Here is a 13,634-nt window from a genome sequence, read left to right on the forward strand (position 1 = left end):
TAGGGATGCGGAAGGTTATAACCAGTCCGCCCCCGGAATGGAACTTACTTTATTCACAAAGCTTATGCAGTGATAGCGCAATATTTAGAGACCCTTCATCGATTTTTTTGAACAAGATAAAAAAGGCTAAAAAATTCGAGTTTTCTTCATCCTCAACAGCTTGTGATAACATATCTGCAAACAGGCACGCGTTAACCCGCCTCAAATCATTTCAAATTCAGCCGTCCCCCACTTTATCGACAGCGGGTCGTCTGACTTGCAACAAGGAATATCGAACGTGAAATCACCGCTCGCGGCATTATCAGCGCAGTTAGACGGGCTGATGCTACGTGACCGGCAACGTCTGCAACGTCGTTTGCAGGGTGCCAAAAAGACCTTTAATGACAACGCTAATCCTCAGGCGACTGATGCGCTCAGCGCAGAAATTCAGGCTGCAATCGACGAAAGCCGTAAAAAAGTCAGCTCACGTGAAGCGTCACGACCAAAAATCAGCTATCCGGAAAATTTGCCGGTCAGTCAAAAGAAAGAAGACATCTTCAACGCCATCCGTGACCATCAGGTCGTGATCGTTGCGGGTGAAACCGGCTCGGGTAAAACCACGCAGATCCCAAAAATCTGTATGGAATTAGGGCGCGGTATCAAAGGCGTGATCGGCCATACGCAGCCGCGTCGTCTGGCAGCGCGTACCGTTGCCAACCGTATTGCCGATGAGCTCGATACCACAATGGGTAACACCGTTGGCTATAAGGTCCGCTTTAACGATCAGGTCAGCGAGAATACGCTGGTTAAGCTGATGACTGACGGTATTCTGCTGGCTGAAATTCAGCAGGATCGCATGCTGATGCAGTACGACACGCTGATCATCGATGAAGCGCATGAACGTAGTCTGAACATCGATTTTATCCTCGGTTATCTGCGCCAGCTGTTGCCAAAACGCCCGGATCTGAAAGTCATCATTACGTCGGCGACCATCGATCCGCAGCGCTTCTCGCGCCATTTCAACAACGCGCCGATCATTGAAGTATCGGGCCGCACATATCCGGTCGACGTGCGTTATCGCCCGATTGTCGATGACGCCGATGACACAGACCGTGACCAGCTACAGGCGATTTTTGACGCAGTCGATGAGCTTGGCCGCGAAAGTATGGGCGATATCCTGATTTTCATGAGCGGTGAGCGCGAAATCCGTGATACCGCCGATGCGCTGAACCGTCTGGCATTGCCGCACACGGAGATCCTGCCGCTGTATGCCCGATTGTCGAACAGCGAGCAGAACCGTGTGTTCCAGTCGCATTCTGGCCGCCGTATCGTGCTGGCGACCAACGTGGCAGAAACCTCACTGACGGTGCCGGGCATCAAATACGTCATCGATCCCGGCACCGCCCGCATCAGCCGGTACAGCTTCCGCACCAAAGTGCAGCGCCTGCCGATCGAGCCGGTATCTCAGGCTTCCGCCAACCAGCGTAAAGGCCGTTGCGGCCGTGTTTCTGAAGGGATCTGTATCCGTCTTTATTCAGAGATGGATTTCCTTTCGCGCCCTGAATTTACCGATCCGGAAATTCTGCGCACGAATCTGGCGTCTGTCATTTTACAGATGACGTCACTGGGGCTGGGCGATATCGCCGCGTTCCCGTTCGTCGAAGCGCCAGATAAACGCAATATTCAGGACGGCGTACGTCTGCTCGAAGAGCTGAACGCTATCAATAACGCCGTGGATGGCCGCTATTCTCTGACGCCACTTGGCCGCCAGCTGGCCCAGTTGCCGGTGGATCCACGTCTGGCACGCATGGTGCTGGAAGCGCAGAAAAACGGCTGCGTACGCGAAGTCATGATCATTACTTCGGCGTTGTCGATTCAGGATCCGCGCGAGCGTCCGATGGACAAACAGCAGGCGTCCGATGAGAAACATCGCCGCTTTGCCGATAAAGACTCTGACTTCCAGGCGTTCGTGAATTTGTGGAACTACCTGAAAGAACAGCAAAAAGAACTGAGCTCGGCGCAATTTCGCAAGCTCTGCCGCAGCGATTTTCTTAACTATCTGCGCGTGCGCGAATGGCAGGATATCTACACCCAGCTGCGTCAGGTAGTGAAAGAACTCGGCCTGCGGATCAACAGTGAACCGGCGGATTATCGCAGTGTTCACTGCGCGCTGCTGACCGGTTTGCTGTCGCACATTGGCCAGAAAGACGCGGATAAACAGGAATATACCGGCGCCCGTAATGCCCGCTTCGCGGTGTTCCCTGGCTCCGGTTTATTTAAGAAACCGCCAAAATGGGTGATGGTCGCCGAACTGGTGGAAACCAGCCGCCTGTGGGGGCGTATCGCCGCGCGTATCGAACCGGAATGGATCGAACCGCTGGCGCAGCATCTGGCGAAAAGCAGTTACAGCGAACCGCACTGGGAAAAAGCGCAGGGCGCGGTGATGGCGACCGAAAAAGTCACGCTGTACGGCCTGCCGATTGTCGCGGCGCGCAGCGTTAACTATGGCACCATCGATCCGGTCGTGTCGCGCGAGCTGTTTATCCGTCATGCACTGGTGGAAGGTGACTGGCAAACGCGTCACGCATTCTTTCGCGCCAACCTGCGTTTACGCAGTGAAGTCGAGGAGCTGGAACACAAATCCCGCCGACGCGATATTCTGGTGGACGAAGAAACGCTGTTCCTGTTCTACGAACAGCGCGTCGGCTCGGACGTCGTTTCGGGTCGCCACTTCGATACCTGGTGGAAAACGCAGCCGCAGGACAGCCTGAACTTCGAAAAAAGCATGCTGATCAAAGAGGGGGCGGGCAACATCAGCGCGCATGATTACCCCAACTTCTGGCATCAGGGCAACATCAAACTGCGCGTCACATACCAGTTTGAGCCGGGCACCGACGCCGACGGCGTAACCGTGCATATCCCGCTGCCGCTGCTTAATCAGGTGAGCGAAGAAGGGTTCGACTGGCAGATCCCCGGTATTCGCCGCGAGCTGATTATGGCGCTGATTAAATCACTGCCTAAGCCGTTACGCCGTAACTTTGTTCCCGCGCCAAACTACGCGGATGCGCTGATGGGGCGCATCAAACCGTTCGAAATGCCATTGCTGGATGCGATGGAAAGAGAATTGCGTAAGATGAGCGGCGTGACGTTGTCACGTGAAGACTGGCAACTGGATCAGGTACCCGATCATCTTAAAATGACGTTCCGCATTGTTGATGACAAAAACAAAACGCTGCGTGAAGGCAAAGACCTGACGGCGCTAAAATCCGGCCTGAAAGAGCAGGTGCAGCAGACGCTTTCCGCCGTCGCGGATGACGGCATCGAGCAGCGTGACCTGCACGTCTGGAGTTTTGGTACGTTACCTGAGCGCTACGAACAAAAGCGCGGTGGCTATGAAGTGAAGGCCTATCCGGCAATTGTCGATGAAAAAGACAGTATCGCCATCCGCTTGTTTGACAGTGAACTTGAGCAGCAACAGGCCATGTGGGGCGGGATGCGACGTTTACTGCTGCTGAATATTCCCTCGCCGATTAAATATCTGCACGACAAACTGCCCAACAAAGCCAAGCTCGGTTTGTACTTTAACCCGTACGGCAAAGTGCTTGATTTGATTGACGACTGTATCTCATGCGGTATCGATAAACTCATCGCTGAATCCGGTGGCTTAGTCTGGCGTGAAGAAGATTTCGCAAAACTGCACGAGCATGTGCGCGCTAATCTCAACGACGCCGTGGTGCAAATTGCCATTCAGGTCGAACAGATCCTGACCACCGTTTTCAACATCAATAAACGGCTGAAAGGGCGGATTGATATCACCATGGCGCTGGCGCTTTCTGATATTAAATCGCAGATGTCAGGTCTGATTTACCGTGGTTTTGTTACGCAAAACGGCTGGAAACGTCTGCCTGATACATTGCGATATCTCCACGCTATCGAGCGCCGGATGGATAAACTGGCGATGGATCCACACCGTGACCGCGCGCAAATGTTGAAAGTAGAAAGCATCCAGAAACAGTGGCAGCAGTGGCTGAATAAACTGCCTCCGGTGCGTCAGCAAAGTGAAGACGTGAAGGAAGTGCGCTGGATGATCGAAGAGCTACGCGTAAGCTATTTTGCCCAGCAACTGGGGACGCCGTATCCGATTTCGGATAAAAGGATTTCGCAGACCATGGAACAGCTGGTGTAGAGACGCATAAAAAAACCGCCTGAGGCGGTTTTTTTGTGTCTGGGATGTGGTGAACCCTGAGGTTTACTGAGTCGCAGGCGTTGCCGGTGTGCTCGCAACGATCGCGCCGGAAGAGAGTGTACTCAGCGCATCGCGAATCGCAGGAACGGCCAGCGCGCGGTTGTCGGCCAGATATCTGTCCTGCGCCGCGGGGGCTGAACTTTGAATCGCCACCAGAGACCAGCCGTCCGCATTTTTAAGCAGTAACGGGGAACCGCTGTCGCCCGGCAGCGTGTCGCAACGGTGTGATAACACCCCCGGTTGCGCCCAGCCGGTGATCAGACAATCCTGATGCACATACAAATCATCCAGATGATCTTCCGGGTATCCCGCCTGGGTTACTTTCCGGCCTTCCTTTTTAAGAACGGCGGTGAGATCGTCATGCGATCCTTCCCACAAAGGCAGCGGCTTAATCGGTAATGCCAGTTTTTCGTCAGTCAGACGGATCAGCGCAAAGTCATATGATGCAGCTTTTGGCGGCACAATCCACCCCTCACCATCGGCTTTCAGCTTCTTGCCTAATGCAGGGTCAACCAGCGTTTGCAGCGAAGTAATTTGATAACGCCACTTCTGATTATGAGAAATAAAACGCAGGGCGACGACTTTATCGATATTTCCCGGCGGCGCGAGAACGCAGTGGCCGGCGGTTAAGGCCAGATGTTTGGAAATCAGGGTAGCGGTACATAAATTACCACTGGCAGTTTCAATTTGCCCGATAGCCTGCCACGGCCAGTGCGATGAATTCAAAACAGGCTGGCGCTGATCGTGACCAAAAAACAGGGCGGTTTTTTCTTTTACAGAGATGGAAGGTGCGTCGTCGTCTGCATCATCCGGGGAATCAGCATGGGCGAGGGAACTGGCGGTAAAACAGAAAAAGCACAAAAACAAAGGTAATGCGATGCGCATAACATTCTGACCTTGAAAACAGGGAGAACCCGTAAACCCGTTATTATGGAACGATTATATACGGTTATCTTTGGAGATGGATATATTTGTCTGAAAACTCAATCTTTTTAGCAGATAACGAGCGTTATCTCAGCGGGCTTCAAAACTTCAGAAGTAGAAGAACAGGGTGATCAGACCGCACAGGATCAGAGAGCACAGGGTGATTTCGAACAGGTAGCGGCGCAGCATCTTCCATCAGTACCTCAAGATAGAAACCGGAGAAAAAAACACCCGGCGAACCGGGTGTTAAATCATCAGTCTTGATAATGGTGAGTGGATACGCTCAAAAAGACTTCTTAGTACGTCTTATGCTGCCGGGGTGGCTTTTGCAGCCGGAGCAGCTTTATTAGCATGTTTTACGTGTTTTTTAGCAGCCTGAGCTTTCTGAGCTACCGGAGCCGCTTTCTTAGCGTGTTTCACGTGTTTTTTAGCAGCCTGAGCTTTCTGAGCTACCGGTGCTGCTTTCTTAGCGTGTTTTTTGTGTTTTTTAGCAGCCTGAGCTTTCTGAGCTACTTTCTTATGAGTCTTGTGTTTGGTGACGTGTTTAGCAGCAGGAGCAGCAGTAGTAGTCGTTGCAGATGCAGCTGGCGCTGGAGTTGCAGTCGTTTCAGCAGCGAAAGCGACAGAAGACAGGCCCATTGCAGCGGCTACAACCAGAGCTAATACTTTTTTCATGTGTCATTCCTCAAGAATTTTTAGTTTATGTGTCTGCCCCACTGCGGGGCCGGTGAAAGAATAATAGGCGCGAGGAATGAGGTTGTCCGTGAGTGATTGGTTTCGGCGTGTAACGGAATGTACAAGGGGGAATTCAATGACAACAAGGTGTTATCTTTGGAGTTCGACTTTAAGGTCAAGACCTTGGGCTCGCCGCCAGGCGGTGCCCGCGTAAAACACTACTCGGGCCGTTTCCTCCCCTGCGAAGGGGAGGGTTGGCGTGGGGTATTAACGTTAAATCAAAAGGTTAAAGTGTTCTAACCAGTTTATTGCCAGCCATACCCCCACCCGGCCTCCCCCTTCGCAGGGGGAGGAGCCAAGCAAACCTGCTGAGTGCCTTTTTTAATAAGGGTGAGATGGCGCGATCAAAAAATCCTGCTGAACGGATTACAGGTATCGATTTTCCAAATGAGCTCTAAAGTATTCTGGATTTAACGTCTCACCGGTCGCATTCTTCATCAACTGGTCAGTGGTAAACCGGCTCCCGTGCTGCCAGATATTCTGCTGCAACCACTGGAACAACGCCGTCAGGTCGCCGCGGGCGATATCATCCTGCAAGGTCGGGATCGCTTTATTGGCGCACTGGAACAGCTGCGCGGCATACATCGCGCCGAGTGTGTAAGTCGGGAAGTAGCCAAAGCCGCCGTCGGTCCAGTGGATATCCTGCATACAGCCGTCGCGGTAATTTCCAACGGTATCGATGCCCAGATATTCCTTCATTTTGCTGTTCCACAAGCCCGGAATATCATCGACTTCAATTTCGCCTTCCATCAGCGCTTTTTCAATCTCGTAACGCAGAATCACGTGAGCCGGATAGCTAAGTTCATCCGCATCGACACGAATAAAGCCCGGCTGGACGCGCTGGTTCAGCTTCATGAAGTTACTTTCATCCAGACCCGGACGCTGACCGAATTGCTCAATAACCAGCGGATAGACTGATTGAAGGAAAGGTTCGCTGCAGCCGAGCTGCATTTCAAACAGCAGGCTCTGGGATTCATGAACGCCCATGGAACGCGCGTTAGAAACCGGCTGACCCAGCCACTCTTTTGGCAGGTTTTGCTCGTAACGCGCATGACCGGTTTCATGAATGACACCCATCATGGCGCTGAGAAATTCTTCTTCGTTATAGCGTGTGGTAATGCGCACATCCTGAGGCACGCCGCCGCAGAACGGGTGGGCACTGACGTCCAGACGACCAGCGTCGAAATTAAAGCCAAGACGACCCATCACTTTCAGGCCGAGCTGACGCTGTTTCTCAATGTCAAACGGACCTTGCGGTGCAATGCGGCTTTCTGTTTTCTGCTTCTCGACCACGGTCTGCAATAAATCCGGCAGCCAGGTTTTGAGATCGCCAAACAGCGTGTCGAGTTTCTGCGATGTCATGCCCGGTTCGTACAAATCGAGAAGGGCGTCGTAACGGCTGATACCGGCGGCGTCGGCGCGGAACTGCGCCTCTTCACGGCTGAGTTTCACCACTTCTTTCAGGTTTTCCGCAAAACCTTCCCAGTCATTGGATTTGCGCTGAATGCGCCAGGCTTGCTCGCAGCGGGCACCGGCCAGCGATTTTGCCTGCACCAGGCTTTCAGGCAGCAGAGCCGCCTGCTGGTAATGACGACGCATTTCGCGCAGGTTTGCCTGTTCCACGTCGTTAAGCTGCTCGCCGCTGGCCTGTTCCAGCCATTCACCCACTTGCTTCGCCGTGAGTATCTGATGCGTCAACACGCTCAGTTCCGCGAGGGCTTCTGAACGTGCCTGCCCGCCCTGTGGCGGCATCATGGCCGCAGCATCCCAGCCGGCAATCGCAGATAAATGGCCGAAACGGGATAAACGGGCGAAGGTGTCGTGCAATTTTTTATACGCGATGGTCATTATTAGCTCCCTTCATGGTGTTGGTCGGACTGTTCTACAGCCAGATTGAAAGTCGGTTTTACCGGCCAGCTGAAACGCATGCTGGCACCGCCCAGCGGGCTGCTATCGACGGCGACGCGGCCCTGATAGGCGACGGCAATAGAATGGACGATGGCCAGCCCCAGCCCGCAGCCGCCGGTGGCGCGGTCACGGCTTGGATCAAGACGCACAAACGGCTCGAAGATGCGCAAACGCTCTTGCGGCGGAATGCCCGGCCCGTCGTCTTCAACCTGCAAACAGGCGATTTCGCCGTCCAGCCACAGGCTGATGCGCAACGTTTCCTGCGAATAGCGCAGGCCGTTGTTGACTAAGTTATCCAGCACGCGCTCCATCAGGCGCAAATCCACACCGCCGAAATCGATGTTTTGCGGTGCGTCGTACGCGATGGTGCGTTCGGTGTTTATGAGCCGGAAATCGTCCACTTTGTCTTCCAGCCAGTCGGCCAGATTCACTTTTTCGAGATGCAGCGCGACCTGGGGGCGATCGAGACGCGCGTAGGTCAGCAGTTCGTCGATCAGTGCTTCAAGCTGGCCAATATCACGATTAATGGCGTTTTGTTCGGATTCGGGCAGGTTTTCGCTGATCGCCAGACGGTAACGCAGGCGCACCAGCGGGGTACGAAGTTCGTGGGCGATGCCGTCGATAAGCTGTTTTTTACTGGCGATCAGCGTGCTGATGTTGTCCGCCATCTGGTTGAACGCTACACCGACCCGCGTAAGGCTCGAGGCGGAATCAAAATTCACCCGTTCATCCAGATGTCCGTTGCCCAGACGCAGCGCCGAGTTTTCCAGGCGCAGCAAATCCTGCCAGTGCGGGCGCATCCACAGAAAGACCGGCAGCGCCAGCGACAGCCCGATGATCATCAGTAACGCGAGATCCAGCAGCCGCATCTCGTGCATATAGAAAAGATAGGGGATCGGGCCGACCACCAGGACGTAATGGCTGCGCGGTACGCGCTGAATAAAGGTGTATTCATCATCGAGGGCAATGATTTCGCCGTCTTTGAGGCGTTTATCGAGTTCAGGGCTGAGTTTGCGTTTGCCGAGCGGTTCGATGTGCAGTTTGAATGACAGGTTAAGATCCAGCGTATTGATGGTCTTATTCCAGTCTTTGATCGGGATTTCCCTGAGTTCGCTGCGCATCAGGTACAGCGAGCTTTTCATGAGGTCATTCATGGACTGACGGCCAGTGCGCTCGGCGGTGACTTTGTACACCAGCCCGACGAGCATCGCCATGACCATAAAACAGACCAGCAATAACAGAAAGAACTGGACGAAAAGCTTTCTCATTCCGTCAGTGACTCCCAGGCGTTCGGGGCAAACAGATAGCCTTTGTTGCGCACCGTTTTGATACGGAAAGGTTCCAGGGTGTTGTCATAGAGCTTACGGCGCAGGCGGGAAATTGCCACGTCGATGCTGCGATCCAGTCCGTCGTAGCTCACGCCGCGCAGGTTTTTCAGCAGGGCTTCGCGATCCATAATGCGCCCGGCGTGCGTTGCCAGCTCCCACAACAAATCAAAGTCAGAGGTCGACAACACAATGGTTTCATCTACCAGCGTCACCTGGCGATTGACCGGATCAATACACAGCTGACCGAAGTGCAGGGCGTTGCCGCTGGTCAGTGTCTGAACCGGTTGTTCGCTTTGCGTAGATTGCGACGGATTCTGTCGCAGGTGCAGCCGCAGTCGCGCCAGTAAAACAGCAGGCGGCGTGGTTTTCAGGATGTAATCGCTGGCGCCCATTTCCAGAGAGAGGATATGGTTCATGTCGCTGTCGAGCGAAGTCAGCAGGACAATCGGGCCGGGAAATACCGGGCGCAAATCACGGCATAGCGTCATGCCATCTTTGCCGGGCAGCATGATATCCAGCAGCACCAGATCGGGTTTTTCTTTCTCTATTCTTGCCTGGGCCGTATCGCCGCGAGGTTCAACCAGCACGTCGATATCATGTTTGCCCAAATAGGCGGCAATCAGGTTGCCGACTTCAGCATCATCTTCTACAAAAACGATTTTATTCATTGGCTTGCTGCTGTTAAAAATCCGGTGGTTAGCATAGCGTGAGCGCGCTGCGGACGCTATGGGACGTAATGACTCTTGCGGCATGAAATCCACAATTCGGGGGATTCTGGCGACAAAATCTGAATTTTTGGTGTTCGTGCTCTCAGCCTACTACAGTCACACAATGAAAGCGCCTGAACCGACTGGAAAAGTATCGGTGAACTATGCCATTATACAGAGGAATAATTGTGTCTATATGCATTGATTTTCGGAATAAATCCGAGCACACCTTCGCACGTTCAACTCAGACGTTCAATGGCTAGACCCTGACCAGGAAGAGGAAGAGGGGATGAATGAAAACCGCCTGGTACCCGATGCGCGCAGTCAGAAAGCATCCTTTGACTATATGGAATATTTGTCCGCATCCTGCAAAAAGAAATGGAGTTTCGTTGACGCCATTTATGGTGTGATGCCGTTTTTCGGTATGGTGTTGAAATCCCGCTCTCAAAAAGATAAATCGAAACAAGAGTCTCTGCGGGCGCTGGCACTTCAGGTGGTGTCCACACAGGTCAGCGATGAAACCAATATCGTCCGTCTGATAGAACTGGCAGAACAGCAGGGCATGTACAATATCGATATTACGCTACCGTATTCCCTGACGGACGATCAGCTGACGGCGATTAAAGTCGAGTGTAAACATCTGGTACAACTCTGCCAGAATAATGATCATTTAATGGTGCAGATAATGCAGATGCCGTCTCAGCATTGAGAAAATACTCTGTAACAGTTAATTGATAAAATGAGTGACAAAAAGAAAGGCCGCGAAAGCGGCCTTTGTCATTTGGAATACAACACTTTCTATTTCTTCAGATCAGCCCGCACATCTTTCACGTCTGACGCAGACACCGGCGCAGCGGCATTTCCCCAGCTGTTACGGATATAGGTCAGCACGTTTGCCACGTCCTCGTCACTCATTCCGGCATCAAACGACGGCATAGAAGGCGCTGTCGGTTTGGTATCGGTGGCGACCGGACGACTGCCCGCCAGAACCACGTGAATAAGGGATGTCGCGTTGGTCTGGTTGATCAGAGCAGAATCCGCCAGGCGCGGGAATAATCCTTCCTGACCTTTGCCGTCGGGTGTGTGGCACGCAGAACAACGGTCGGCGTAGATATGTTTGCCGGCAGTCATGGCGCTGTCGTTGGTTTTCACCGGCTCCGGCGCACGGTTGCCGCTGTCATGGCCGCTGTCTTTGAGATACACCGCGACGGCTTTCAGATCCGCATCCGTCCAGTGCTGCGACGAATTGGTCACTTCTTCCGCCATCGGGCCGGAGGCGATATCAAAGCGGTTTACACCGGTTTTGAGATATTGCATCAGATCTTCCTGCGTCCAGTTGCCGATACCGGTGTGTTTATTGCTGGTGATATCCGGCGCGACCCAGTTTTCGACCACGGCACCCTGCAGGAACTCGCTGTCTTTGTCACCGCCGATCATGTTTTTCGGTGTGTGACAGGTGCCGCAGTGTCCCAGACCTTCAACGATGTACGCGCCGCGATTCCATTCTGCGGATTTATCCATCTGCGGTTTGAATTCGCCTTTGTTGAAGTTCAGCCAGTTCCAGCCCATCAGGCTGGTACGCACATTGAACGGGAACGGCAGCTGGTTGGTTTCAACTTCGTGATGCACCGGTTGCAGGGTTTGCAGATACGCCCAGATGGCAGCGTTATCATCACGGGTCACTTTGGTGTACGCGGTAAACGGCATCGCGCCGTACAGACGTTTGCCGCCGTGGCCGATGCCTTCAGACATGGCGCGCTGGAAGTCGTCAAAGCTCCATTTACCGATACCGGTTTCCGCATCCGGCGTGATGTTCGCACCCACTAAACGACCAAACGGCGTTTCGATAGGCACGCCACCGGCGAAGGGTTTGGCGTCCGGCGTGGAGGCCGTGTGACAGGCCGCGCAGTCACCGACGGTTGCCAGATAGCGGCCACGTTCAACCTGTTCAAAAGAGCCGTCGCCTGCCGCGTGCGCCAGACCTGACACGCTCAGCGCCAGTAATCCGAGTGAGAATGAGGTTAAGTTTTTCATGCAATCATCTCTCCCGGCTTTTTCAGGTAGTAATTACGGATCGCGTGAGCGGCTTTAAACGCCAGCGCGCCGACGGTGCCGGTCGGGTTGTAACCCGGATTTTGCGGGAAGGCGGAAGCGCCGACCACAAACAGGTTGGGCACGTCCCAGACTTGCAGGTGTTTGTTCACCGAACTGGTGGACGGATCCGCGCCCATCACAAATCCGCCGACCACATGGGAAGACTGATAAGGCGTGCCGTTCCAGTGGCCTTTCATCGGGTTCGCGACCAGCTGACGTGGATTCATCGCTTTGGCGATCTCGGCGACTTTACCGGTGCAATATGCGGCCATTTTCAGGTCGTTCTCAGGGAAATCGAAAGTGACGCGTAACAGCGGGCGGCCAAGACGATCTTTGTAGTTTGGATCGAGTGAAAGATAGTTGGTTTTGGTGGTGTAGCTGCTGGCCTCGCAACCTATCGACATCGAGCTGAGATAGTTGGCGACCGTGGCTTTTTTCCACTCGGATCCCCATTTCGGCGTGCCCGGTGGCACAGGGCGATAGCCGATAGGCGCGCCGCCGATTGGCGTAACGCGGATGCTGCCGCCGCCGAAGAAACCTAAACCGCTGTGATCGAAGTTATCGTTGTTGAAGTCGTCGATGCCCATCCCGACCGCACCTGCGCCGATGAACGGGTTGAAGTTTTTGTCATCGAAGAACAGCTGCACGCCATTGGCGGTCTGATAGGCGTAGTTACGCCCTGTAGTGCCGGAAAGGCTGACCGGATCGTAAGGCTTACCGATGCCGGAAAGCAGCATCAGGCGCACGTTTTCGAAGGTGAAGGCACTGACAATCACCAGATCCGCCGGTTGTTCCCACTCGTCGCCGGAGGAGTCGATGTAAACCACGCCGGTGGCGCGTTTACCGGTGGAATCGGTCAGTACCTGCATGACTTCACAGTTGGTGCGCGCTTCGAAATTCTCTTTGCGGATGAGTGCCGGTAACACGGTGGTGATGGCGCTGGCTTTAGAATAGTTGGCACAGCCGTAGTTGGTGCAGAAACCGCAGTAGGTGCAGGGCCCCATTTTCACGCCGAGCGGGTTGGTGTAGGGCTCGGAAATCAGCGAAGAGGGTACCGGGAAAGCTTTATAACCCATGTTGCGCGCGGCTTCGGCGAACAGCGTCGGGCCATAGGGTTGATCCATCGGGCGGGTCGGATATTCAATCGAACGCATGCCTTCGTACGGATTGCCGCCTTCGTGATGTTCGCCATTGACGTTGCTGGCTTTCCCGGACACTCCGGCGATGCGCTCGAACGACGCATAATGTGGCTCCATCTCTTCCCAGTCGGTGCCCCAGTCCTGCAGCACCAGCTCTTCAGGAATGGCTTTCGCGCCGTAGCGCTCGGTCAGATGGCTTTTCAGGCGGAATTCATCGGGCTGGAAGCGGAACGTAATCCCCGCCCAGTGGTTACCCGCGCCGCCGGTGCCGTTGCCGGGATGGAATGATCCCCATTCACGCATAGGCAGGGCGGTTTGCGCCGGATTGTTGCGGATGGTGATGGTGTTCTGGCGCGTACGTAACATCAGTTCCTGACGCGAGTTATAGCGCAGTTCATCGGTCACGGTGGCGACGTTAAAATCGCGTGCGGTATCGCGCCACGGACCACGTTCAATGGCCACCACGTTCAGGCCTTCGTCGCACAGTTCATTGGCGATGATGGATCCGGCCCAGCCGAGTCCGATCACCACGACATCAGTTTTAGGTAATTTCTTTGCCATAATAGTGTTCTGC

10 protein-coding genes are annotated in these 13,634 nt (G+C 54.0%); 2 read left to right on the top strand and 8 right to left on the bottom strand.

From position 1 onward, the window contains the following. Nucleotides 1-277 precede the first annotated feature (277 nt). Nucleotides 278-4,165, top strand: a complete 3,888-nt coding sequence (gene hrpA / locus I2123_RS12495; protein ID WP_213050588.1) for an ATP-dependent RNA helicase HrpA — start codon at nt 278-280, stop codon at nt 4,163-4,165. A gap of 63 nt (nt 4,166-4,228) precedes the next feature. On the opposite strand, the gene I2123_RS12500 is transcribed toward hrpA, so the two are convergent. The 6 genes from I2123_RS12500 to rstA form a co-directional block, all read right to left on the bottom strand. Further along, the gene (locus tag I2123_RS12500) at nt 4,229-5,110 is read right to left on the bottom strand and encodes a trypsin-like serine peptidase (RefSeq protein WP_213050589.1); all 882 of its coding nucleotides are present in this window, start codon (nt 5,108-5,110) and stop codon (nt 4,229-4,231) included. Nucleotides 5,111-5,257: 147 nt separating this feature from the next. Further along, entirely contained in the window at nt 5,258-5,338 is an 81-nt protein-coding gene (ydgU, locus tag I2123_RS25870) for a small membrane protein YdgU (RefSeq protein WP_455567028.1), read from the bottom strand. A 117-nt stretch (nt 5,339-5,455) separates the two neighbouring features. Continuing rightward, nucleotides 5,456-5,824 (bottom strand): acid resistance repetitive basic protein Asr, encoded by a 369-nt coding sequence (gene asr / locus I2123_RS12505; protein WP_213050590.1) that lies wholly within the window; start codon nt 5,822-5,824, stop codon nt 5,456-5,458. A gap of 426 nt (nt 5,825-6,250) precedes the next feature. After that, a complete protein-coding gene (locus tag I2123_RS12510) occupies nt 6,251-7,732 on the bottom strand; it encodes a carboxypeptidase M32 (RefSeq protein WP_213050591.1) in 1,482 nt (493 codons plus the stop codon). A 2-nt stretch (nt 7,733-7,734) separates the two neighbouring features. Beyond that, nucleotides 7,735-9,060, bottom strand: a complete 1,326-nt coding sequence (gene rstB, locus I2123_RS12515; RefSeq protein WP_213050592.1) for a two-component system sensor histidine kinase RstB — start codon at nt 9,058-9,060, stop codon at nt 7,735-7,737. Further along, nucleotides 9,057-9,788 (bottom strand): two-component system response regulator RstA, encoded by a 732-nt coding sequence (gene rstA / locus I2123_RS12520; RefSeq protein ID WP_120078267.1) that lies wholly within the window; start codon nt 9,786-9,788, stop codon nt 9,057-9,059. The genes rstB and rstA overlap by 4 nt, the downstream gene beginning before the upstream one ends. 328 nt (nt 9,789-10,116) lie before the next feature. Between rstA and I2123_RS12525 the strand changes: the two genes are divergently transcribed. After that, a complete protein-coding gene (locus I2123_RS12525) occupies nt 10,117-10,536 on the top strand; it encodes a hypothetical protein (RefSeq protein WP_213050593.1) in 420 nt (139 codons plus the stop codon). Between the two features lie 89 nt (nt 10,537-10,625). Here I2123_RS12525 and I2123_RS12530 read toward each other — a convergent pair whose 3' ends face one another. Next, nucleotides 10,626-11,861, bottom strand: coding sequence for a cytochrome c (locus tag I2123_RS12530; RefSeq protein WP_213050594.1), 1,236 nt, complete (start codon nt 11,859-11,861; stop codon nt 10,626-10,628). After that, nucleotides 11,858-13,621, bottom strand: a complete 1,764-nt coding sequence (locus I2123_RS12535) for a GMC family oxidoreductase (RefSeq protein ID WP_120078272.1) — start codon at nt 13,619-13,621, stop codon at nt 11,858-11,860. Before I2123_RS12535 ends, I2123_RS12530 begins: the two co-directional genes overlap by 4 nt. Between the last annotated feature and the right edge of the window lie 13 nt (nt 13,622-13,634).

Source organism: Rahnella inusitata, assembly GCF_018288855.1.
GTDB lineage: Bacteria > Pseudomonadota > Gammaproteobacteria > Enterobacterales > Enterobacteriaceae > Rahnella > Rahnella inusitata.